At 59.3% G+C, this 23,325-nt stretch carries 23 protein-coding genes and 1 tRNA gene; 6 read left to right on the top strand and 18 right to left on the bottom strand.

What is annotated here, in order from left to right; translation table 11 throughout:
• Positions 1–129 precede the first annotated feature (129 nt).
• The 3 genes from nadA to SNL23_RS10300 form a co-directional block, all read right to left on the bottom strand.
• Positions 130–1,188: a quinolinate synthase NadA gene (gene nadA, locus SNL23_RS10290; protein WP_003209852.1), complete on the bottom strand. Its 1,059-nt coding sequence runs from the start codon at positions 1,186–1,188 to the stop codon at positions 130–132.
• Positions 1,189–1,407: 219 nt separating this feature from the next.
• On the bottom strand, positions 1,408–2,979 hold the full coding sequence (locus SNL23_RS10295; protein ID WP_318302195.1) for a lactate dehydrogenase: 1,572 nt from the start codon (positions 2,977–2,979) through the stop codon (positions 1,408–1,410).
• A gap of 128 nt (positions 2,980–3,107) precedes the next feature.
• Positions 3,108–4,394 (bottom strand): OmpP1/FadL family transporter, encoded by a 1,287-nt coding sequence (locus tag SNL23_RS10300; protein ID WP_318302196.1) that lies wholly within the window; start codon positions 4,392–4,394, stop codon positions 3,108–3,110.
• A 358-nt stretch (positions 4,395–4,752) separates the two neighbouring features.
• On the opposite strand from SNL23_RS10300, the gene SNL23_RS10305 reads away from it, so the two are divergent.
• Positions 4,753–6,711: a hybrid sensor histidine kinase/response regulator gene (locus SNL23_RS10305; RefSeq protein WP_318302197.1), complete on the top strand. Its 1,959-nt coding sequence runs from the start codon at positions 4,753–4,755 to the stop codon at positions 6,709–6,711.
• On the opposite strand, the gene SNL23_RS10310 is transcribed toward SNL23_RS10305, so the two are convergent.
• Complete coding sequence (locus tag SNL23_RS10310; RefSeq protein ID WP_318302198.1) at positions 6,708–7,613, bottom strand: LysR family transcriptional regulator; 906 nt, start codon at positions 7,611–7,613, stop codon at positions 6,708–6,710. The genes SNL23_RS10305 and SNL23_RS10310 overlap by 4 nt on opposite strands.
• Before the next feature lie 107 nt (positions 7,614–7,720).
• On the opposite strand from SNL23_RS10310, the gene lldD reads away from it, so the two are divergent.
• The 5 genes from lldD (at position 7,721) to pstB (ending at position 12,756) form a co-directional block, all read left to right on the top strand.
• Positions 7,721–8,863, top strand: a complete 1,143-nt coding sequence (gene lldD / locus SNL23_RS10315) for an FMN-dependent L-lactate dehydrogenase LldD (RefSeq protein ID WP_003209842.1) — start codon at positions 7,721–7,723, stop codon at positions 8,861–8,863.
• A gap of 169 nt (positions 8,864–9,032) precedes the next feature.
• Complete coding sequence (gene pstS, locus SNL23_RS10320) at positions 9,033–10,049, top strand: phosphate ABC transporter substrate-binding protein PstS (RefSeq protein WP_318302199.1); 1,017 nt, start codon at positions 9,033–9,035, stop codon at positions 10,047–10,049.
• Between the two features lie 63 nt (positions 10,050–10,112).
• Positions 10,113–11,108 carry a phosphate ABC transporter permease subunit PstC gene (pstC, locus tag SNL23_RS10325; protein WP_083676737.1) on the top strand — a complete coding sequence of 332 codons (996 nt, stop codon included), beginning with the start codon at positions 10,113–10,115 and terminating at the stop codon, positions 11,106–11,108.
• Positions 11,105–11,977 (top strand): phosphate ABC transporter permease PstA, encoded by an 873-nt coding sequence (gene pstA / locus SNL23_RS10330; RefSeq protein WP_063027624.1) that lies wholly within the window; start codon positions 11,105–11,107, stop codon positions 11,975–11,977. Before pstC ends, pstA begins: the two co-directional genes overlap by 4 nt.
• Positions 11,977–12,756, top strand: a complete 780-nt coding sequence (gene pstB / locus SNL23_RS10335; RefSeq protein WP_003209835.1) for a phosphate ABC transporter ATP-binding protein PstB — start codon at positions 11,977–11,979, stop codon at positions 12,754–12,756. The genes pstA and pstB overlap by 1 nt, the downstream gene beginning before the upstream one ends.
• Before the next feature lie 119 nt (positions 12,757–12,875).
• Here pstB and SNL23_RS10340 read toward each other — a convergent pair.
• From SNL23_RS10340 to SNL23_RS10405, 14 genes are all read right to left on the bottom strand, one after another.
• Positions 12,876–12,951 (bottom strand) — tRNA-Lys (locus tag SNL23_RS10340).
• A 63-nt stretch (positions 12,952–13,014) separates the two neighbouring features.
• Complete coding sequence (gene queC, locus SNL23_RS10345; protein WP_318302200.1) at positions 13,015–13,692, bottom strand: 7-cyano-7-deazaguanine synthase QueC; 678 nt, start codon at positions 13,690–13,692, stop codon at positions 13,015–13,017.
• 1 nt (position 13,693) lies between these two features.
• On the bottom strand, positions 13,694–14,341 hold the full coding sequence (gene queE / locus SNL23_RS10350) for a 7-carboxy-7-deazaguanine synthase QueE (RefSeq protein WP_318302201.1): 648 nt from the start codon (positions 14,339–14,341) through the stop codon (positions 13,694–13,696).
• A 164-nt stretch (positions 14,342–14,505) separates the two neighbouring features.
• Positions 14,506–15,339: a tol-pal system protein YbgF gene (gene ybgF / locus SNL23_RS10355; protein WP_023659229.1), complete on the bottom strand. Its 834-nt coding sequence runs from the start codon at positions 15,337–15,339 to the stop codon at positions 14,506–14,508.
• A gap of 6 nt (positions 15,340–15,345) precedes the next feature.
• The gene (pal, locus tag SNL23_RS10360) at positions 15,346–15,846 is read right to left on the bottom strand and encodes a peptidoglycan-associated lipoprotein Pal (protein ID WP_003209827.1); all 501 of its coding nucleotides are present in this window, start codon (positions 15,844–15,846) and stop codon (positions 15,346–15,348) included.
• Positions 15,847–15,901: 55 nt separating this feature from the next.
• Entirely contained in the window at positions 15,902–17,182 is a 1,281-nt protein-coding gene (tolB, locus tag SNL23_RS10365) for a Tol-Pal system beta propeller repeat protein TolB (protein WP_173860414.1), read from the bottom strand.
• Between the two features lie 17 nt (positions 17,183–17,199).
• On the bottom strand, positions 17,200–18,273 hold the full coding sequence (gene tolA / locus SNL23_RS10370; RefSeq protein WP_076017426.1) for a cell envelope integrity protein TolA: 1,074 nt from the start codon (positions 18,271–18,273) through the stop codon (positions 17,200–17,202).
• Complete coding sequence (tolR, locus tag SNL23_RS10375) at positions 18,273–18,725, bottom strand: protein TolR (protein WP_161635741.1); 453 nt, start codon at positions 18,723–18,725, stop codon at positions 18,273–18,275. The genes tolA and tolR overlap by 1 nt, the downstream gene beginning before the upstream one ends.
• A gap of 23 nt (positions 18,726–18,748) precedes the next feature.
• A complete protein-coding gene (gene tolQ, locus SNL23_RS10380) occupies positions 18,749–19,444 on the bottom strand; it encodes a protein TolQ (RefSeq protein ID WP_048727035.1) in 696 nt (231 codons plus the stop codon).
• A gap of 1 nt (position 19,445) precedes the next feature.
• A complete protein-coding gene (gene ybgC / locus SNL23_RS10385) occupies positions 19,446–19,901 on the bottom strand; it encodes a tol-pal system-associated acyl-CoA thioesterase (protein ID WP_017475680.1) in 456 nt (151 codons plus the stop codon).
• 138 nt (positions 19,902–20,039) lie between these two features.
• A complete protein-coding gene (gene ruvB / locus SNL23_RS10390; RefSeq protein ID WP_071484352.1) occupies positions 20,040–21,098 on the bottom strand; it encodes a Holliday junction branch migration DNA helicase RuvB in 1,059 nt (352 codons plus the stop codon).
• Positions 21,099–21,710, bottom strand: a complete 612-nt coding sequence (gene ruvA, locus SNL23_RS10395; RefSeq protein WP_010169952.1) for a Holliday junction branch migration protein RuvA — start codon at positions 21,708–21,710, stop codon at positions 21,099–21,101. It lies immediately after the preceding gene.
• Positions 21,711–21,825: 115 nt separating this feature from the next.
• Positions 21,826–22,350 (bottom strand): crossover junction endodeoxyribonuclease RuvC, encoded by a 525-nt coding sequence (gene ruvC / locus SNL23_RS10400; protein ID WP_003209812.1) that lies wholly within the window; start codon positions 22,348–22,350, stop codon positions 21,826–21,828.
• Between the two features lie 94 nt (positions 22,351–22,444).
• Positions 22,445–23,191 carry a YebC/PmpR family DNA-binding transcriptional regulator gene (locus SNL23_RS10405; protein WP_003209810.1) on the bottom strand — a complete coding sequence of 249 codons (747 nt, stop codon included), beginning with the start codon at positions 23,189–23,191 and terminating at the stop codon, positions 22,445–22,447.
• Positions 23,192–23,325 lie beyond the last annotated feature (134 nt).

The raw sequence follows: 23,325 nt of genomic DNA on the forward strand, positions 1-23,325 counted from the left end.
CCGAGTGGTGGGGCAAAGACCTTTTGGTTACTTTTGGGGCGTTTGCCAAAAGTGACCCGCTGTAAGAGCGGAACCATAAGCCGCCGTTACCGCAGCAACGGATATGTACACAAACCAACCCACCGAAAATCAGGCGTTACCAGCCAACCTCAACCGAGCCGCCTGAGTAAAATCCAACATCCGCTTCAGCGGCCTAACCGCCTGCGGAATCACCGAAGGCTCAACAAAAATCTCATTACTCCCCTCACGCAAACATTGCAGCGTACGTTCCAGGGTGTTCATCGCCATCCAAGGACAATGCGCACAACTGCGACACGCCGCCCCATTCCCGGCCGTAGGCGCCTCGACAAACACCTTATCCGGGCACAACTGCTGCATCTTGTAGAAGATACCCCGATCAGTAGCCACGATAAACGTCTTGTTCGGCAACCGCTGCGCCGCCGCGATCAACTGGCTGGTCGACCCCACCGCATCCGCCAACTCAATCACCGAAGTGGGCGACTCCGGATGCACCAGAATCGCTGCGTCCGGGTACAACGCCTTCATGTCCTCCAACTGCTTGGACTTGAACTCCTCGTGCACGATGCAAGCACCGTCCCACAGCAGCATGTCCGCACCCGTCTGACGCTGGATATAGGTGCCCAGATGCTTATCCGGCCCCCAGATAATGGTCTCGCCGTTATCCATCAGGCTTTCGACAATCTCCAACGCACAGCTGGAAGTCACTACCCAATCAGCCCGGGCTTTCACCGCTGCCGACGTGTTGGCATAAACCACCACAGTGCGCTCAGGGTGCTGATCACAAAACGCCGAAAACTCATCCACCGGGCAGCCAAGGTCCAGGGAGCACGTGGCTTCCAGGGTTGGCATCAGGATGCGTTTTTCAGGCGTGAGGATCTTGGCCGTCTCGCCCATGAATCGCACGCCCGCCACCAATACGGTCTTGGCCGGGTGCGCCGCGCCGAAGCGGGCCATTTCCAGGGAGTCGGAGACACAGCCACCGGTTTCTTCGGCCAGGGCCTGAATCACCGGATCGCAGTAGAAGTGCGCCACCAGCACCGCGTCCTGAGCCTTGAGCTCGGCAGCGATGGCGGCACGGTAGCCCGCCTCTTCTTCAGCGCTCAGCACCTTGGGCTGCTTGGCGTCGAGGTGGGCTTGGACCAGAAGGCGTTCGGAAATTTGCGTCATGTTCGCAAGACCTGCAGGCGCAGTTGCGCGAAAGTCGAGTGTACCACCGGCTCTGGAGCCCTTCGGGCGCCGCCGGACGAAGTGATTGTATTCATCAAGCACGGTGAAGCTGCGCAAGGCTACAGAATATCGAATGGATTCAAAAGCCTAATCTGGGATTCGACGAGGCATAAAAAAGGGAAACCCGGCCGGGGGTTTCCCTTTTTTACAACGATTGGTTTAACGGGGCAAAACGGTTGGATCGTCTTGCAGCAACACCAACTGATGCATGTTCGCCAGCGCATCCTTCAGGATGGTTTCATCAGCGCCCTGGGCCTTCTTGCCTTCCCGCGCCGCGTACTCCAGCAACACCAGGTAGTCGCGATGGCTGCTGGCCTGGTTCGGCGCCACGGTGTCTTTAACCAATATCCCCATCTCATAGCGCTGGGTACGGGTGATCTGGCTGGCACTCTGGTCCACGGAGGCGTTGGTCAGGAAGCCGTCCTTGTAGGTGATATTCGCCGAGCTGCTGGCCTTGTCGTCGACCTGCACATAGAGGTAGTTCTGCGACTCGCGCTGACTATCGAAAGACGGTGGCTTACCGCCATTGAGCGCCAAATGAAAACTGGCTTTGAGAGTTGATTGCTGGACCTGGTCGACCGTGCGATTCGAGAGGTCATTGCCGCCGACGCGGGTCTTCTGGGACACCTCATAGGCAAACGTGTCGGTTTCCGCCAGGCGGGCCGGGTTCGGGGACGAGGCCGTCTGGCTGATGGAGGCCTTGAAATCTGCGAGACCGGTGAGCAGGCCTTGATCCGCCGCATTCCGGGTCAGCGGCTGTGGCGCCTTGATGCCCTGCGGGTAGTTGCTGTTCATGGCGGTAAACGCGTCCTTGAACATCGCCATCAGGTCAGCGTCGGCTTTGCCCCGCGCCTGGGCCTTGTCGAACTGGGCCAGGTAGCTTTTCAGCGCGATTGCCTGCTGCTTGGCGTTGCCGAGGATGCCGGCGTTTTTCAGGTCGACCGAGAGATTCACTTCCCCCGCCGGACCACTCATCTTCGTCGTACGGCTCTGGTTGTCCGCGTGGAACGCAAGGTTGAGGTCGTCAACGTTACCCACTTTCAATTTGCCGCTGAGATCCACCGAGGACAACACACTGGAATCAAATTGCGTCAGTTTGCTCAACTCGAGTTTCGGCGGCTGGGCGGCCAGGCCGTCGATGGCACCCTGGAAGGCTTCGCCCAACTTGGCGACTTCCTTGAGCTCGGCGGCGCTGAGGGTGCCGCCGTCCACCTTGGCCTGCGCAGCCAGGCCACCGGACTGGCTGGCCAGGCTGAAGGTGACGGTCTTGCCGCTGGCCGTCTTGACGGTGAGGCTGACCAGGTTGTCTGCCTTGCTGTGGAGCAGCGCCTGTTGAATCTTGAGCTCGTCGGGGCTTTGGGTCTTGGACGAGGCGGTGCTGAGCGCCGACTGGGAAATGTCCGTACCGCCCTTCGCAAATTGCTCGATCAGAGTCGCGCCCAATCCGCTGAAGCCTGTGCCTCTGGGCAGCGCATAGAAATTCGTGTTGATCGCGTTAGTCACCGCATCGTAGCTGTCACTTTCCCAAGCGTTGATCGACCCATGGCCGGGCAATTGGCCGTTACGGGAATACGTCTCGGCTTGAACCTCCACCGTGACATTGCCAAGGCTGACCACCGAGGAAGGACGCACGGCAGTGACCTCCGTTTCTGGCGTCAGCGTCGCTGGCGGCGTAACGGCGGGTCGATTGATAAGGGGAATGGCGGAGCTGATCGGCGAAAGCGTAGTCATGACGATCCCTGTCTTGAGCTGAATTACGCCTAATTTAACCAAGACAGGTAGGGTTTGGTAGCACGATTGATACAATTGCTAGCAAAGAGCCATGTCAGAAAAATGACTCTTTGCCCTGTTCCGGTGCATCAGAAGCGGTAAGTGACCGAACCACCAAAACCGTTGGCGCTGTTTTCATACTTGGCGTCGTAGGTCAGGCCCACGGCGGGCTGGCTCTGGCGCACCTTGATCGGTTCTTCCTTGAGGTAGGAATAGGCCACGTCAAAGGTTACGTTTTCGATGGGCGTCCACCCGGCACCGAGGCTGAATACCGTTCGGTCACCCGTCGGAATCCGCACGGAACGGTCGGTGTTGTTGGTCGGCGTCTGATCCACCGAGAACCCGGTACGTAGCACCAGTTGTTTGTTTACCCGGTACGCCGCGCCAATGGCGTGGGACCAGGTGTCATGCCAGTTCTGCTGTTCGGTGATCGCATTCAAGCCGCCGAACTGGGCGGCCAAGGCTGACACACCGTCGTTGTTGATGGTGATCTTCTTCAACTGGCTCCAGCGCGTGTAAGTGCTGCCCAGGTACAGGGTCCAGTCATCGTTCAGTTGATGGGTAACCGAGAAGTCCACCGACGAGGGTGTGGTGACATTGAGGCTGGCGTCATAGCGTTGCGGGCCGCCATCAAAGGCATCGGAAATCAGGCCGGAAGCGTTGGTCTTGCCGCTGAGGTGGTAGACCACTTGCGAGTGATAAGTCAGGCCGATGCGCGTGCTTTCCAGCGGTTGTACCAGGATACCGGCATTGAAACCGGTGGCGGTGTCGTCGCCCTTGACTTTGACCTTCTCGCCGGCGCCACCCCCAAGCGGCACGTTGGAATCCAGTTCACCCGAGATCCGGTTGAAGGTAGGACCAAAACCCACTGAGACCTTGTCGTTGAAGGCATAACTGACCGTCGGCTGGACGGTGATGACCTTGATCTGGCTTTTATTGCCAAAGCCATTGCCCTGAAAGCTGCGCTCATAGTCGGTTTCCAGGCCGAACGGCGCATAAATCCCCAGGCCGAACGCCCAGTGTTCATCAATCGGCGTCACCAGGTAGCCCATCGGCACGGCAATGCCCGGCACCATGTCGCCCTTGTCGGTGCCCGGGTTATTGGCACCGAATTGCGAGGAGCTTGCGTTCTTGATATTCGAACTCGCATCCAGGTAAGTCGCCCCGATGCTCACTTCATTCTGCTTGAGGCGGGACATGCCGGCCGGGTTGCCGAACACCGTGCTGGCGTCATCGGCGGAGGAGGAACGCCCGGCGTAGCCTGTACCCATTGAACTGATGCTTTGTTCATTGAGGGCGAAACCACCTGCAAACAGGGACGTGGAGGCGAGCGAAATCGACAGCGCCAAAGCGCTCTTGCAGAGTTTTTTATTCATTATTAGAACTCGAATTATTGGGCAGCACGAGGAAGCTACCAATCTTCGAGCGGGCAAATTATGAAGAGTTTTTCATGCGAAAAATTGTCCGACAATCCTCTTGATTTCAACGACTTTGGCGGTTTTTAGCGCACTCATTCAGACCTGAAAACCCGAAAATGACTGATGAGTTTTAAGCTTGATCCGGCGCTTGCAGACAGACGGGCGACCGCCGTCGAATTAGCGTCAAGTTGCTGGAGATATAAGTGTCGCAATGACATGATGGCGGCTATTTAACACGCGCGGCAGCACTCAAATGAATAGCACTATCGGGAAGGGTTCAGAAACACATCGCCCACCCGAAACGGGTGCCAGCGATTTGTCCGTCGCGGGCCTGGATCACAGCGAAGCCTTCACCGAGCGCGTGCTTGCCAGCATCAACGACTGCATCAAGGTGCTGGACCTCGACGCGCGGCTGACCTTCATGAGCGAAGGCGGCAAGCAGATCATGGAGGTCAGCGACTTCAATGCGATTCGCGGCTGCCCCTGGCCGGACTTCTGGCAGGACCAGGGTAATCTCGACGCCAAGGCTGCCGTGCAAGCCGCCCGGGATGGCCACAACGCCAGCTTCATCGGCGCCGCCAACACCATGGCTGGCAACCTGAAGTGGTGGCATGTGAACGTCAGCCCGATCATGGGCAGTGACGGTCTGCCGGAGAAAATCCTCTGCGTCTCCCGGGACATCACGCCCCTGCGCGAAGCCGAAGAATCCCTGCGCAAGCTCAACGAATCCCTGGAGCAGCGGGTGATCGAACGCACCCGCGACCGCGACCGCATCTGGCGCCTGTCACCAGACCTGATGCTGGTGGCGCAACTCGACGGTGTGATCTCCGCCGTGAACCCGGCCTGGACCCGCATGCTCGGCCACGCCGAAAACGACCTGGTGGGCAGCCAATTGCTGGCGCTGGTCCACCCCGACGACCTGGCCGTCTCATCCTCGGCAGTCAGTCGCCTGGGGGACGGCAAGAACTTCCCCAACTTCAAGAACCGTTACCGCCACCAGGACGGCAGCTACCGCATGATCGCCTGGACGGCCGTGCCCGACAGCGACTACATCCATGCCGTGGGCCGCGACATCCAGGCCGAGGAAGAAGCCAAGGAAGCCCTGCGCCTGTCAGAAGATGCCCTGCGCCAGTCACAGAAACTGGAAGCCATCGGCCAACTCACCGGCGGTGTCGCACACGACTTCAATAACCTGCTGACGGTGATCAAGTCCTGCGCCGACTTGCTCAAACCGCCCGCCCTGAGCGAAGCGCGCCGCATCAAATACGTGGAAGCCATCGCCAGCACCGTAGACCGCGCAGCCCGCCTGACCGCCCAATTGCTCACGTTCGCCCGCCGCCAGGCCTTGCGGCCAGAAGTGTTCAACGTCGGCGAAAGTGTGAAGCGGGTGGGCGAGATGATGGACAGCCTGACCGGTTCACGGGTCAAGGTGAGCATCCAGGTGCCTGACGACGCCTGCTATATCAACGCCGATGAAAGCCAGTTCGACACCGCCTTGGTCAACATGGTGGTCAACGCCCGGGATGCCATGGCTGGCAATGGGCATTTGACGATTACTGTCTCGACGGCCAGCTGGCTGCCTTCGGTACGCGCTCATCCGGTACGCATCGCCGATTACGTGACCATCGAACTGGCGGACACCGGGTCGGGTATCCCGCCGGAGAAACTCGACGCTATCTTCGAGCCCTTCTACACCACCAAGGGCATCGGCCAGGGCACCGGGCTGGGATTGTCCCAGGTGTACGGTTTCGCCAAGCAATCGGGCGGTGAAATCCTGGTGCAGAGCGAGTGCGGTACCGGCAGCCAATTCACCCTGTACCTGCCCAAGGTCGAGCCAAGCGCCATGCCGGCGCCTCAGACCACCAGCACCTCGCCTATCGTCTCGGGCTTGGGCGTACTGATGGTCGAGGACAACGCCGATGTCGGCCTATACACCTCGCAGACCCTGGAACAGATGGGCTTTCACGTGCTGTGGGTGCCCGATGCCCAAAGCGCGCTGGAAGCGCTCGCTCCCAACCCGGAAAGCTTCCAGGTGGTGTTCTCGGATATCTCCATGCCCGGCATGAGCGGCCTGGAGTTACTGGACGCGATCGAGGCCCTGTATCCGTGGCTGCCCGTGGTGCTTACCACCGGTTACAACGACGAATACGCGCGTATCGCTCAGGAAGAGGCCAGCCGTTTTGTCTTGCTGCAGAAGCCATATTCCACCCAGGCGCTGGCCCTGCTGCTGCAAAAAGTCGTCAACAGCCGCCTGCCCTTGGTCGCACAAAGCTAAACCGCAGGCTGGGCCGTGTCTGGAACATTGCCCATCTCCAGGGCCAAGTCCAGCCAGGCCCGCGCCGCCGGTGGCAGATGCGCCTGTCGCCGCCAGGCCAGGGCGATGTGCCAATCGGTCTGAGGCTCGTCCAGCTGAATCAGCGCGATACCGGCATGCAGGTGTTTGTAAGCCAGCATGCTCGGTAGAAACGCGATCCCCAGCCCCGCGGCAACCAAGTCGACGATAAAGTCGATCTGCGCGCTGCGGGCGGTGATGCGCGGGACTACGCCTCTGCGCTCGCAGGCCGTGAGAATAATCCGGTTAAGCGCAAACCCGGCTTCGAACAGAATGAACGGCGAGTCGGCGAGGTCGGAAAAGTCGACGCTTTTGCGCCCGGCCAGTGGATGGTCGATCGGCATCACCACCATCAGCGGTTCGACGCGCACATCCTGATATTCAAATTCCCCCGCCACCGGTACCAGTAACGCTGCCAGGTCCACCTCGCCGGCCTCCAGGCATTCGCCGAGCTTCTTGCTGCCGTGCTCGATCAGCTCGATTTCGATTTCCGGATAACGCTGTCGATACAACGCAAACATCGCCGCAAACAGCACGCCACTGCCCACCGGCGGCAAGCCGATGCGCAATACACCGCGCCTGAGTCCCAGCAGGTCGTTGATCTCCGCCACCAGGTCACTTCGCTCGGCGAGCAACACCAGGGAGCGACGGTAGGCAATTTCGCCAGCGGCCGTAAGCTCGCTCTTGTGGCCGATGCGATTGAACAGCGGCGTGCCCAACTCATCTTCCAGGGTCTTGACCGCCTTGCTCACGGTAGACTGCGTGAGTGAAACCACCTCGGCCGCCTGTGAGAAGCTGCCCTGGCGTACTACTTCGACAAAGGCCAACAGCGTACGAAGGTTCATGAGTATTCCGTTTGCGACTTGAATCAAGTTGGAAAAGTTGTTTTTACCATGAAAGGCGTTTGTCTATCCTCCCCCCACCGTTTCTTCATTCCGGGGCATCACTGTTCATGATCATTTCGTCCGCATCGGATTACCGCGAAGCCGCCCGCCGCAAACTGCCGCGTTTCCTGTTCGACTACATCGACGGCGGTGCCTACGCCGAACACACCCTCAGGGCCAACAGTTCGGATCTGTCCGACATCAGCCTGCGCCAGCGCATCCTGCGCAACGTCGAAAGCCTGAGCCTTGAAACCACGTTGTTCGACCAGCCATTGGCGATGCCGGTGGTGCTCAGCCCGGTGGGCCTGACCGGCATGTTTGCCCGGCGTGGTGAAGTGCAGGCGGCGAAGGCGGCGGCGAACAAGGGCATTCCGTTTTGCCTGTCGACCGTGTCTGTGTGCCCGATCGAAGAAGTGGCGTCTCAGAGCCCGCAATCCATCTGGTTTCAGCTATATGTGCTGAAAGATCGCGGCTTCATGAAAAACGCCCTGGAGCGAGCCCAGGCCGCCGGGGTGAAAAACCTCGTGTTCACCGTCGACATGCCCACCCCCGGCGCGCGCTATCGCGATGCGCATTCGGGGATGTCCGGCGCCTACGGCCCGCAACGCCAAATACTGCAAGCCATGACCAAACCGGCCTGGGCCTTCGATGTTGGCCTGCTGGGTCGCCCCCACGACCTGGGCAACATCTCCAAATACCTGGGCAAGCCCACGCAGTTGAAGGACTACATCGGCTGGCTGGCGAACAACTTCGATCCGTCCATCAGCTGGAAGGACCTGGAGTGGATTCGCGAATTCTGGAAAGGCCCGATGATCATCAAAGGCATCCTCGACCCCCAGGATGCCAAGGACGCGGTGAGCTTTGGTGCCGACGGCATCGTCGTCTCCAACCACGGCGGCCGCCAACTGGATGGCGTGCTGTCCACGGCCAAGGCGCTGGCACCTATCGTACAAGCCGTAGGCAGCGATCTGACGGTGCTGGTGGACTCTGGCGTACGCTCGGGGCTGGACGTGGTGCGCATGCTCGCGCTGGGCGCCAAGGGCGTACTGTTGGGCCGTGCGCAAGCGTATGCACTGGCCGCCGACGGGCAGCGTGGCGTGGAAAACCTGCTGGATATCTTCGCCAAGGAAATGCGCGTGGCCATGACGCTGACCGGGGTCACGTCGATTGCACAAATCGATGAATCGATTCTGGTGCGCAGCCAGGGTTGATTGGCGCAATGGCCTCAGAATCACTCTTCTGAGGTCATTCGCAGATATTTCTAAATGTTTCTTCATAAAGCCAAACCGTCATCAAACAGAAACATCCCAGGAATTAAATCGTCACGTCTTTGACAGGTGGAGCCCTCCACTTAACCCTTTCCTTTGAGGTGTCGTCGTGATGTTGCTGACCAAAAAGAGTCTGTCAGTGTTGTTCACTGCCCTGTGCCTGAGTGGTGTCGCTCACGCCACCGACGTCACGGGCGCAGGCTCCAGTTTCGTCTACCCGGTGCTGTCCAAGTGGTCCCAGGAATACAGCAAGAATTCCAATGACCGGATCAACTACCAGTCCATCGGTTCTGGCGGCGGCATCGCCCAGATCAAGGCGGCGACCGTGGACTTCGGTGCTTCCGACGCACCGCTGTCGGCGGATGAATTGAAGGCCGGCGGCCTCGGCCAGTTCCCCAGCGTGATTGGCGGCATCGTGCCGGTGATGAACGTCGAAGGCGTTGCAGCAGGCCAACTGAAACTCGATGGCGAGGTGCTGGCGAAGATTTTCCTCGGTGACATCAAGGCCTGGAACGACCCGGCGATTGCCGCGCTCAACCCCGGCCTGAAGCTGCCTGGCGCGAATATCACCGTGGTCCACCGCTCGGACGGCTCGGGCACCTCGTACAACTTCACCAACTACCTCTCCAAAGTCAGTGATGGCTGGAAAAGCAAAATCGGTTTCGGCACCACCGTGCCGTGGCCAGTCGGTGTGGGCGGCAAGGGTAACGAAGGTGTTTCGGCCTACGTAAAGCAGATCAAGAACTCCATAGGCTTTGTTGAATACGCCTACGCCCTGCAGAACAAGATGACTTACGCCTCACTGAAGAACGCGTCCGGCAAATTCGTCGAGCCCAACGCCAAGGCCTTCCAGGCAGCGGCGGATACCGCCGACTGGGCCAACGCCCAAGACTTCAACCTGATCATGACCAACGCACCGGGCGAGAACGCGTGGCCGATCACGGCGACCACCTGGATCATCATGTACAAGCAGGCAAAGAACGCCGAGCAAGGCCAGGCCGCGTTCAACTTCTTCAAATGGTCGTTGGAGAAAGGTCAACAGCAGGCTGCGGCATTGGACTACGTCGCGTTGCCTGATTCCCTCGTGACCCGGATCGAAGGTTACTGGAAGTCCGACTTCGCCCACTGATCCGTCCTCCCATGACCCCCTTGCCAGGCACCTGCTTGAGCAAGGCGGGTGAGCACATCTGATATGAACGAAACTGTCCATCCTCTGGCCATGACCACTCACGCGAGCGATGTGTCGGGTGACAGCCGCGCCGCTCGCGATCAGCGTAACGACCTGTGGTTCAAACGCTCGATGTTCGGGGCCGCCATGCTGGTCTTGCTGTTGTTGGCAAGCATCGCCGCCTCGACATTGTGGGGCGGCGGCCTGGCCTTCAAGACCTTCGGTTTCGGTTTCATTACCAGCACCGAGTGGGATGCGGTCAACAACCACTTCGGCGCCCTGGTGCCGATTTACGGCACCTTGGTCACGTCATTCCTGGCGTTGCTGATTGCAGTGCCGGTGAGTTTTGGCATCGCGATTTTCCTCACTGAAGTGGCGCCGCCCTGGCTGAGAATGCCGGTCGCCTCCGCCGTTGAATTGCTCGCGGGCATTCCCTCGATCATTTATGGCATGTGGGGTTTGTTTGTTTTCGGGCCCTTTATGGCAGAACACTTGTCACCCTGGATCAACGATTACCTGGGTGCGCTTCCGTTTATTGGCTCGCTGTTTCAGGGGCCGCCGCTGGGCATCGGGATGCTGACCGCCGGCATTGTGCTGGCGATCATGATTACGCCGTTCATTACGTCGGTGATGCATGAGGTTTTCCGCAGTGTGCCGACTCAATTGAAAGAATCGGCCTACGCGCTGGGCAGCACTACCTGGGAAGTGGTGTGGGACATCGTGTTGCCCTACACCCGTTCGGCAGTGGTTGGTGGGGTATTTCTCGGCCTCGGTCGCGCCCTGGGTGAAACCATGGCCGTCACCTTCGTGCTGGGTAACGCACAACAGTTCTCCGCCTCATTGCTGATGCCCAGCAGCTCCATCGCATCGGTCATCGCCAACGAGTTCAGCGAGGCCTATACCGACCTGCATCGTTCGGCACTGATCGCGCTGGGCTTCCTGCTGTTTATCGTGACGTTCGTGGTGCTGGCACTGGCGCGGCTGATGCTCATGCGCCTGTCACGCAAGGAGGGCCTATGAACAGCAACGACCGCCTGTACCGCAAGCGTGCCTTCAAGAACCGCGTGGCCATGCTGCTCAGTTGTGGCGCCACAGTCTTTGGCCTGTTGTGGCTGGCGTGGATTCTGTTGACCACCATCATCAACGGCTTTCAGGCACTCAACCTGCGCCTGTTTACCGAGATGACACCGCCACCCGGAACAGACGGCGGCCTGGCCAACGCGTTTTATGGCAGCGCCCTGATGTCCGGGATTGCGCTGCTGATTGGCACGCCCATCGGGCTGATGGCCGGTATCTGGCTGGCGGAATTCGCACGGCATTCGCGCCTGGGTACCACGGTGCGTTTCATCAACGACATTCTGCTGTCCGCGCCCTCGATCGTCCTCGGTTTGTTCATCTACACCGGCGTGATCCTGCCGCTGAACCTGTTGACCAATCACCAGGTCGGTTTCTCTGCCATTGCCGGCGCCCTGGCGTTGGCCCTGCTGGTGATTCCGGTGGTGGTGAGGACGACCGACGAGATGCTCCAGCTGCAGCCCTCCACCATGCGCGAGGCGGCCCTGGCCCTGGGCGTGCCGCAATGGAAGCTGACGTTGCAGATCGTATTGAGAGCCGCCAAGGCCGGCGTGGTAACCGGCATCCTGCTGGCGCTGGCGCGAATTACCGGGGAAACCGCCCCGCTGTTGTTCACCGCCTTCGGCAACCAGTTCTGGAGCAGCAACCTGCTCAAACCAATCGCCAGCGTGCCGGTGGTTATTTTCCAGTACGCCATGAGCCCCTTCGATGACTGGCACTCCCTGGCATGGGCAGGCGCCTTGGTACTGACGATGTTCGTGCTGGTGCTGAGCTTGCTGTCTCGCCTGATTCTTTTGCGCAATAGGTCCCACTGATGCAATCGACCCGCCTTGATCCTGAAAAAACCAAAATCCGTGTCCGTGGGTTGGAGTTTTTCTACAACAACCAGCGTTCGCTGAAATCCATCGACATCGACATTCCGGAAAAACGCATCACCGCGATCATCGGTCCATCGGGTTGCGGGAAGTCGACCTTGCTGCGGGTGTTCAACCGCATCTACTCGATGTACCCGAAGCAGGAAGCCCGCGGCGAAGTGCTGCTCAACGGAGAAAACATCCTCGCCCCCGGCTACTCGATGAACCGCCTGCGCAGTCATGTCGGGATGGTTTTCCAGAAGCCGGTGCCGTTCCCCATGTCGATCTACGACAACATCGCCTATGCCGTGCGCCACCATGAAAAGCTCTCACGCCGGGAAATGGATGACCGTGTGGAGCAGGCCCTGCGCGGAGGCGCCCTGTGGGATGAAGTGAAAGACAAACTCAAGCAGAGCGCCCAGAGTCTCTCAGGCGGGCAGCAGCAACGCCTGTGCATCGCTCGCACCATTGCGCTGCGGCCGCAGGTTTTGCTGCTGGATGAACCGACTTCGGCACTCGACCCGATCTCCACCGGGCGTATCGAACAGTTGATCACCGAGCTGAAAGAGCAATACACGGTGATCATCGTGACCCACAACATGCAACAGGCCGCGCGGGTATCCGACAGCACGGCGTTCATGTTCATGGGCGAACTGATTGAGCACGGCAATACGGATGAGATCTTCACCAAGCCGAAGATGAAGCAGACCGAGGACTACATCACCGGGCGGTTTGGCTAGGTTTAAAACAAAAAAGCCGATCACTCTCGGCGTTGAGAATGATCGGCTTTTGTTGGGCAAAAAAAAACCCGGAAATCCTCACTTGCGTGGGCCTTCCGGATTTTCTAAACCGCCAAAAATGGTGGGTCGTGTGGGATTCGAACCTACGACCAATTGGTTAAAAGCCAACTGCTCTACCAACTGAGCTAACGACCCGCTGTGTGGTGGCGCGTATAATACTGATTTCTAAGGATTATTCAACACCTTATTTAAAATAAATCAGAAATAACGCGTTGGGTCAGTGATTCCGGCTGCCTGGAAGCCTTCAGCACGCAGTCGGCAGCTGTCGCATTTCCCACAAGCACGGCCGTCATTGTCCGCCTGATAGCAGGAAACGGTCAGCGAGTAATCGACGCCAAGTCCTACGCCAGCCTTCACGATATCGGCCTTGCTGCGGTTCTGCAGCGGCGCCAGGATGCGAAAGCCCTGCCCTTCTACACCGGCCTTGGTAGCGAGGTTGGCCATGCGCTCGAACGACTCGATGTACTCGGGACGGCAGTCCGGGTAACCGGCGTAGTCCAGGGCGTTAACGCCGATGAAGATGTCGCGGGCGTTCAGCACTTCGGCCCAGCCGAGGGCCAGGGACAGAAAGACCGTGTTGCGCGCCGGCACGTAGGTCACCGGGATGCCTTCGCTGGGGCCTTGTGGCACGTCGATGGAGCTGTCGGTCAGAGCGGAGCCACCCATGCCGTCGAGGTTCAGTCCGATCACCTTGTGCTCCACCACGCGCAGGTCGCGGGCGACGCGAGCCGCGGCATCAAGCTCGGCGCGGTGGCGCTGGCCGTAGTCGAAGCTCATGGTGTAGCAGCTGTAGCCTTCGGCACGGGCCATGGCAACCACGGTGGCCGAGTCGAGGCCGCCGGACAGCAGAATGACCGCACGCTTTTGATCAGTCATCTCAGCGCCCCGGCTCGTCGTTCCACAGGTACTTGTGCAACTGCAGTTGCAAGCGCACCGGCAGATTGTCTGCGACGACCCAGTCAGCCAGGTCACGCGCATTCAGGTCATGGTGGCTTGGGGAAAACAGCACTTCGCCGGCGCGGCGGTCCAGGCCATATTGGATCAGCTTGGAGTTCGCCCAGTCGTAGTCTTCACGGGAACAGATGACGAACTTGACCTGGTCGTTGGCCGTCAGCAGTTCGATGTTCTCGTAGCGGTTGCGGTGCGCTTCCTTGGAACCCGGGGTCTTGAGGTCAACAACCCGGCTGACGCGAGGGTCTACCGCGGCAATATCCAGGGCGCCGCTGGTTTCCAGGGACACCTCGTAACCGGCGTCACACAACTGCTTGAGCAGCGGAATGGCATTAGGCTGTGCCAGTGGCTCGCCACCGGTAACACAGACATAGCGCGGCCGGTAACCGGCTACTTGCTCGAGAATGTCGTCAAGGGTACGCACGGTGCCGCCGCTGAAGGCGTAGGCGCTGTCGCAGTACTGGCAACGCAGCGGGCAACCGGTGAGGCGCACAAATACAGTGGGCAGCCCGGCAGTGCGCGTTTCACCCTGCAACGAGTAAAAAACTTCGGTGATACGTAATGTGTCTTGCATAGTCGCCACGGGCGTAACAGCTAAACAGGCTGTCCGCCTCCGTCAGGCACTTCAAGGAATTGCGCCAACGCGTAAACCCCAGGAAGCGTGTGTCATAAAAGGGCGTGGATTCTAACGAAAAAACCCGCGCAGGGCGCGGGTTTCTTCTGAACGGGTTGCAACGCTTACATGCGTTGCAGATCCCGCTGTGCCAACTGAGCAGCGGAGGTACCCGGATATTGAGCCACCACCTGCTGCAGAATGCCTTTGACCTTGTCGGTATGACCCAGGCGGCGCTCTACGTCAGCGAGTTTGTACAGCGAGTCCGGCACCTTGGCGTGCTTGGGGTACAGCTGGCTGACCTTGGCAAACGCTTGACCTGCACCTTGCAGGTCACCCTTGGCCAGGTTCACCTCACCCAACCAGTACTGGGCGTTGCCCGCGTACTGGCTGTTCGGGTATTTGCGCAGGAATGCGGTAAAAGCCTGGCTGGCCTTATCGAAATCCTTGGCCTTGATCAGGTCGAAGGCTGCGTCGTAATACAGCTTTTCCTTCGCCGGATCACCCGGTTCGCTGCTGGCGGCAGGGGCTTGGCTCGCAGCCGCGGCCCCTGCTGCTGCACCACCGGCGGCGCTTGCGGCGCCACCGGCAGAAGAATTATCAGGAGTGGCGGCTGGTGTAACGCCGGCTCCAATACGTCGATCAAGATCCTGGTAACGCTCCAGGCCTTCTTGCTTCAGCTGGTTCACTTGATTCTGCAGAACTTCAATCGTGCCTTGTTGCTGCGACAATTGATCCTGCATGCGTTGCAGCTGGTTGAACAGTTCGCCCTGTGCCGAAGGCGCGGCCGTAGCCGCGCCCCCGGCATAGGCGCCGTTCGTGCCATAACCCGCTGGGGGATAACTGCTCCCGCTATTGTTATAGCCAGAGTTGCTATCTTCCACAGGAACCGCAGCCCACACCGCAAGCGGTGCCAGGCTGAGAGCCAATACAGTTAGAGCACGACGGCACGTTCGCATGACGAATTACTTACGCAGTTCGACGCGACGGTTTTGAGCCCAGGACTGCTCGTCGTGGCCAGTAGCAACTGGACGCTCTTTACCGTAGGAAACCAGTTCCAGTTGGCCCGGAGCAACACCTTGCAGTACCAGGTAGCGCTGAACGGCTTTCGCACGACGCTCGCCCAGTGCCATGTTGTACTCACGAGTACCACGTTCGTCGGTGTTACCTTCCAGAACAACGCGAGCGCCGTTAGCTTTCAGGTCCTTCGCGTGAACGTCCAGAGCGCGCATGGCTTCTGGCTTCAGGTCCGAACTGTCGTATTCGAAGTAGAAAGTGGTGATAGCGCGCAGAGCAGCTTCTTCGCTCAGGGAGCCGTCAACTGCACCAGTGTTAGCGCCGTAACCAGCGTTTGGATCAACAGCTGCGCCTTCACCGGCATTGTCGCCGCCTTTAGACGAGCAACCAACGGCTACGGACAGAGCCAGAGCCAGAGCAGCAAACTTACCAAACTTCAGCATTTCCATCGTGAAACTCCTAATGAACCCCAGTGTGTTAAGTACTTCTTTTTGTAGCGCCGCGTCAGTTCAGGTAAGGGGACCAGGACGGTTCTCTGACTTCGCCTTGTGCGGTAGGAAGCGGGAGCCTTACGCGTCCATTAATGGACACGAGCATCAAGACTCCCCGGCCCTGCTGGCGGGTGGCGTAGATTACCATGGTGCCGTTGGGCGCAACAGTAGCTGACTCATCAAGGTTGGTATCTGTAAGGATTTTTACCGTTCCACGCTGCAAATCCTGGGCCGCAACCCGGAAATTAGTGAAACCATCCTGACGGTGAATCATCACCAACGTCTTTTCATCAGCCGAAAGCTTCGGTGCAGCGTTGTAGTTACCAATAAAGGTCACTCGTTCGGCGCCGCCGCCGCTCACGCTGGTTTTGTAGACTTGCGGCTTGCCACCACGGTCTGAGGTGAAGTAGATGGTCGAACCATCCTTGCCCCAGAACGGTTCGGTGTTGATGCCCGGGCCACTGGTAACACGGCTCAGTTGGCGCGAAGCCATGTTCATCACGTAGATGTCCGGGTTGCCATCTTTGGACAATACGAATGCCAGTCGCGAACCATCCGGCGACCAGGCTGGCGCGCCATTCAGGCCTTCAAAGTTGGTGATCTGCTCACGGCGACCGGTATCAATGTGCTGAACGAAGATCCGTGGACGCTTCTGTTCAAAGGACACATAGGCGATACGCTTGCCATCGGGTGCAAAGCGTGGCGACAGGATCGGCTCACGGGATTGCAGCAGCGTCACTGCGCGAGCGCCGTCATAGTCGGAGCGCTGCAGCGTGTAGCGAGTGTTGTCTACCGAAAAACGCTCTGCCGTTACATAAAGCAGGCGAGTCGAGAAGGCACCCTTGATCCCGGTCAGCTTTTCAAACGACTGGTCGGAGATGTAGTGCGCCATGTCCCGCAGTTGATCCGTGGTGCCCGACACGCTGCCGGTCAGCACTTGCTGCTCGGTCGCGACGTTGAACAACGTGTACTGGATCTGCAGGCGACCGCCGGCAGGCGTGATGCTGCCCACCATCAGGTACTGGGCGTTCAGCGCTTTCCAGTCGCGGAAGATGACTTCGCTGGCCTGGGTCGGCTGGCTGATCATGTTGCCTTTGTCGATCGGTGCGTAGTAACCGGAGTTGCGCAGGTCATCGCTGATGATCTGCGACATGTCGTCCGGCAGCACGCTGCCGCCCTGCCAGCCAAACGGTACAACGGCGATCGGGGTGGCCCGATCGCTACCGCTGGTGACCAGGATGTTCTTTTCATCCGCCGCCGCTATCCCTGCCATGCAGCAAATAACGACAAGCATTCCTCGAAGAAGGTTTCTCACAAGGCTAGATCCTCAGGTGTGAATGTCATCTTGAATGAACGGTAGGGAGCGAAGTCGCTTGGTTTCATTCCCTGCATCTCGGTCAACCGGCCAATGTTCTTGACCGCTGCTACCGCCGAACTGTCGAACGAACCGTCGCCACTGGACTTGGCCACGCCGACCGAAGTCACCGTACCGTCCGGCAACATGCCGATCTGCAGCACTACTGTCATGCCTTTGCGTGCCGAAGGAGGACGGGTCCACCCTTCCGCTGCCCGTGAACGAATCAGGTCATCGAAACTGCCCGCGACTTCGTCACCACGTTCATCGGCCAAGGCTTGCTGGCGCTGCGGCGTGTCGGAAAGCAAATCGGCCAAGGCCTGGGCCTTTTTGTCTTCGGTCGATTTACGTGCTGCTTCCTGGGCCTTTTTCTTGGAGGCGTCGGCGGCAGCTTTCTTCTTCGCATCGTCGGCGATTTTCTTTTTCGCCTCGTCAGCTTCAGCTTTCTTCTTGGCGTCGTCCGCGGCTTTCTTCTTCGCGTCTTCGACTATCTTTTTCTTCGCGTCTTCAGCGGCCTTTTTCTTGGCCTCTTCTTCAGCAGCTTTCTTGGCTTCTTCTTCAGATTTCTTCTTGGCTATATCAGCCAATTGTTTCTCTTCAGCCTTCTTGGCTTCGGCAGCTTTATCGGCTTTCTTGGCTTCATCAGCCTTTTTAGCCTCGTCAGCTTTCTTCGCCTCGTCAGCCTTTTTCGATTCCTCGGCCTTTTGAGCCGCCTCTTCTTTCTTTTGTTCCGCAGCAGCCTTCACCGCTTCCTGCTCGACCTTCTTCTGTTCCATCTGCTCGACTTCAGTCTGGCGCGCAGCCGACTTCTGGGCCTCACCCGCAATCTTCTGATTGGTCTGGGTGGTGGCCTGGCTTTTCGATTTCAGCTGATACAGGGTCGCCTGCACGATCGGCTTGGCTGGCGGCAGGTCCGGGGTCATGGCAAAGCTGACAAACAGCATGCCAAACACCAGGACGTGCAGGGCAATCGCCCAGACGCTAGGCCAGAAGAAGCTTTCCGAGGCGGACGGCTCTCGCTGTTGGTGCATCAGGGCGCCTCGGTAATCAAGCCAACGTTACCGACGCCGGCCTTCTGCAGCCCGCCCATGGCGCCCATCACGGAGCCATAGTCGACGACCTTGTCGCCGCGGATGAACACCTGGGTGTGCTTGCCACCTTCGTTGCCGGCGCGAATGATCTTGGTCACAGCATCAGTCATCTGCGGCAAGGTCATGGCCTTGTCCTGCTGTTTCTGAGTGTCGACTTCGCTGCCAAGGTTCCAGTAATAGGTCTTGTCAGCCTTGATCGAAATGGTCAGGACCTGGGTGTTGTTGTCCTGCGGCAAGGCTTCGCTGGAAACCTTGGGCAGATCAACCTTCACGCCCTGATTGAGCATCGGCGCGGTCACCATGAAGATAACCAGCAGCACCAGCATCACGTCGATGTAAGGCACTACGTTCATCTCGGCGACCGGCTTGCGCTTTTTGCGAGCTCGAGCGATTAAAGCCATTGGGAATTACCTGCTTATTCTTCGCTGGTGTGCACTTTACGGTGCAGGATCGCCTGGAATTCATCGGCGAAGGTGTAGTAACGGCTGATCAAGGTTTCGCCACGAGCGGCAAAACGGTTGTAGGCGATTACTGCGGGAATAGCTGCGAACAGGCCGATGGCGGTGGCGATCAGCGCTTCGGCGATACCCGGGGCCACGGTGGCCAGGGTCGCTTGCTGGGCCTGGGCCAGGCCACGGAAGGAGTTCATGATCCCCCACACGGTACCAAACAAGCCGATGTACGGGCTGACGGAACCTACGGTGGCGAGGAACGGCAGGCTTTGCTCAAGCTTTTCTTCTTCGCGGGAAATCGCTACGCGCATGGCACGGGCCACGCCTTCCATGACCGCTTCCGGATCAACGCCTGGCTGCTGGCGCAGACGGGAGAATTCCTTGAAGCCGGCACGGAAGATCTGCTCGACGCCCGAATCCGGGTCCGGGTTGCTGCCGGCCTGGCGATACAGTTTGGACAGGTCGATACCCGACCAGAAGCGCTCTTCGAAGCTCTCCAGGGCACGTCGACCGGCACGCAGCAGGTTGCTGCGCTGAAAAATCATGACCCAAGAGGTAACCGATGCGGCTACCAGGATCAGCATCACCAGTTGAACCACGACACTGGCATTGCTGACCAGGCTCCACATGGAGGAATGGTCGACGACGGTAGGTTCCACGCTAAATCTCCTGCTCTGAATGTTTACCCGCGCCGCTCACGCCGGCAAAGGCCGTGCGTAGAGCTTCGGGAATGGCCCGGGGTTTCAAACTATTGGTGCGAACACAGGCCACCAGGAACTGCCCCTCACAGAGCAGCGTTGCATCCGTAGCCCGCCTGACCTGCTGTTTAAAGCGCAGGCTGGCACGGTTCAATTCGGTTATTTCTGCGCTGACCAGCAATTCATCGTCCAGTCGCGCCGGCGCGTAGTAACGCGCCTCGCTGGAATGCACGACAAACAACAGGTCCTCCCCTGCCAGCTGGGATTGGGCAAAGCCCAGCTCCCGTAGCCGCTCGGTTCGAGCCCGCTCCATGAACTTTAGGTAATTGACGTAATAAACGATGCCGCCGGCATCGGTGTCCTCGTAATAAACGCGACAGCGATGTGCGAACGACTGATCCCCGTTTTGCGCGCGCATACTCTAGTGCTTACTCCTCAGGTTGCCAATCCGGCCAGGCAACTGTTTTTCATTCTGTGGCACATTTCTAACGAAAGAATGACGACGCCAGCCACTAGGACAGCACAAACGCCGAATAAATCGAATCGCCAAGCGTTTTTAATCGTCTACTGCATCGAGGAATTCGTCTACTACGGGCATCTCGCCCAATCGTGACGGAATGTTTAACCCAAAGTGCAGATAGGCATGCCGGGTGACCACACGCCCCCTCGGCGTACGCATGATATAGCCCTGCTGGATCAGGTACGGTTCCAGTACATCCTCAATCGTATGCCGCTCTTCGCTGATGGCTGCCGCGAGGCTGTCCACACCCACCGGGCCACCGTCGAACTTCTCGATCATGGTCAGCAGCAGGCGCCGGTCCTGGTGATCAAAGCCGTGCTCATCCACATCCAGCAGGTTCAGCGCCAGGTCTGCCACGGGCTTGGTGATATGCCCCTTGGCCCGTACTTCGGCAAAGTCGCGCACCCGTCGCAGCAACCGGTTGGCAATCCGCGGCGTACCACGGGCGCGACGGGCGATTTCAAACGCGCCTTCCGGGTCCAGTGGCAGACCGAGGATATTCGCCGAACGGCTGACAATAGTCGCCAGATCCGCCGTGCTATAGAACTCTAGACGTTGAACAATCCCGAAACGGTCTCGCAGCGGGTTCGTCAGCATGCCCGCACGGGTGGTGGCCCCCACCAGGGTGAACGGCGGCAAGTCGAGCTTGATCGAGCGCGCGGCCGGGCCTTCGCCAATCATGATGTCCAGCTGGAAGTCTTCCATGGCCGGGTACAACACTTCTTCGACGATGGGCGAAAGCCGGTGGATCTCGTCGATGAACAGTACGTCGTGGGGTTCCAGGTTGGTCAACAGCGCCGCCAGGTCACCCGGGCGTTCCAGCACAGGGCCGGAGGTGGACTTGATCGACACGCCCATTTCCTGGGCAATGATGTTGGCCAGGGTGGTCTTGCCCAGGCCCGGCGGACCGAAAATCAACGTGTGGTCCAGGGATTCGCTACGCCCGCGCGCGGCCTGGATGAACAGCTCCATCTGCTCACGCACGGTGGGCTGGCCGATGTATTCGGCAAGGCTCAGGGGGCGAATCGCCCGGTCCTGGACTTCTTCACGGTCACGGGGGCCGGTGGCCGCGATCAGACGATCAGCTTCAATCACTTAAATCATTCCCTTCAGGGCGCGGCGGATCATGTCTTCGCTGCTCAGGTTCTTGTCCTTGATGGCCGACACGGCCTTGCTCGCCTCTTGGGGCTTGTAGCCCAGGGAGATCAGCGCACTGACTGCATCGCTTTCGGCACTGGCCACCGGCACACCCGGCGCATCCGGCTGGTTAGGCACCAGGGCGAACATGCTCGGCACGACCTCCCAGGCCTTGAAGCGGTCCTTGAGCTCCACCAGCAAGCGCTCGGCGGTTTTCTTGCCGACGCCTGGCACCTTGGTCAGCGCCGAGGTGTCCTGGGCCGACACGCAGCGCACCAGCTCATCGACTTCGAGGCTGGACATCAGCGCCAACGCCAGCTTCGGGCCCACGCCGTTGAGGCGGATCAGCTCACGGAAGAAGTCCCGGTCACGCTTGCCAATGAAACCATAGAGCAATTGTGCGTCTTCGCGCACCACCAGATGGGTGTGCAGGGTCAGCGGTTCACCGACCGACGGTAGGCGGTAGAGGGTGGTCATGGGCACTTCCAGCTCATAGCCCAGCCCGTTTACATCCAGAATCAGGTGCGGCGGCTGTTTCTCAGCCAGGGTGCCGCGCAAGCGTCCAATCACGTTCGAATCCTTAAGAATCGGCTCAGATCAAGGCCTGACCGGTAATAACGCGGGCATGCCGGCCGACAGTACAGGCCGTTCATGCACCCCACGCAGAATGATTGCGCTGATGCTATCAGAGACGCAGCCGGCCGCCACGACTGCGTGCCGTACCCAGGCCATGGGGCATCAGGCTGGAGCGGGTATGGGCGTGGCAAATGGCAATGGCCAGGGCGTCAGAGGCATCGATTTGCGGTTTGGCGGTGAGCTTGAGCATGTGCATGACCATCATCATCACCTGCTCCTTATTCGCGGCACCGGTACCGACCACGGCTTGCTTGACCTGGGTCGCGGTGTATTCAGCGATCTCCATGCCCTCCTCGGCACCGGCAACGATGGCCGCACCGCGGGCCTGGCCGAGCTTTAAAGCCGAGTCGGCGTTTTTTGCCATAAACACTTTTTCGATGCCCATGGTGACCGGGCCGTAGGTCTGGATCACTTCACGCACGCCGCGATAAACGATCTGCAAGCGCTCGGCCAGCTCGCCGGCGCCGGTACGGATACAGCCCGACGCCACGTACACGCAGCCTCGCGGGGTCTGTTGGACCACGCCAAAGCCGGTGATTCGCGAACCGGGGTCGATACCTAGGATTAGAGTCATAACGCCTGCGGATTGGGTAAAAAATTCTTGATATAGCGAAGGTCGAAATGTGGGAGCGAGCAAGCCCGCTCCCACATTAGATCTGCATCATCCCTCAGCCTAGCTGTTCGGCCACCGATTCCGGGATATCGGCATTGGAATAGACGTTCTGCACGTCATCCAGGTCTTCAAGCATGTCGAGCATCTTGAGCACCTTCTGCGCCCCATCCAGGTCCAGCTCGGCGCTGGTGGTGGGCAGCATCACGATTTCCGCATCGGTACCTTTGAAACCGGCTGCTTCCAGAGCGTTACGCACAGAGTAGAAACCCGCGAACGAGGTAAACACGTCGATGGAACCGTCTTCGTTGGTCACCACGTCGTCGGCATCTGCCTCCATCGCGGCTTCGATCAGTGCATCTTCGTCAACGCCCGGCGCGAAGGAAATCTGCCCCTTGCGCTCAAACAGGTAGGCCACCGAACCGTCGGTGCCCAGGTTGCCGCCACACTTGCTGAATGCATGGCGCACGGCGGCCGCAGTACGGTTGCGGTTGTCGGTCATGCACTCGACCATCACCGCCACGCCACCCGGGCCGTAGCCTTCGTAGCTCAGCTCGACCATGTCGTCGGTATCGGCCGCACCGGCACCACGGGCCACGGCGCGGTCGATGATGTCGCGGCTCATGTTGGCACCGAGGGCCTTGTCCAGGGCCAGGCGCAAACGCGGGTTGGAACCCGGGTCACCGCCACCTTGGCGCGCAGCGACGGTCAGCTCGCGAATCCACTTGGTGAAGATCTTGCCTTTCTTGGCATCCTGACGCTCTTTGCGGTGCTTGATGTTCGCCCACTTGGAATGACCAGCCATAACACAACTCCGAAATTCTGTAGAAACCTGTCGATCCCGCCCCAGGCGGGACTTCCCTCTTTAACGTACAGCCCTTCTAACGCAAAGGCGCATCCGAAGATGCGCCCTTAGCTGACAATGTAAAACCTTATGGC

This window comes from Pseudomonas sp. SED1, from assembly GCF_034044025.1.
GTDB lineage: Bacteria > Pseudomonadota > Gammaproteobacteria > Pseudomonadales > Pseudomonadaceae > Aquipseudomonas.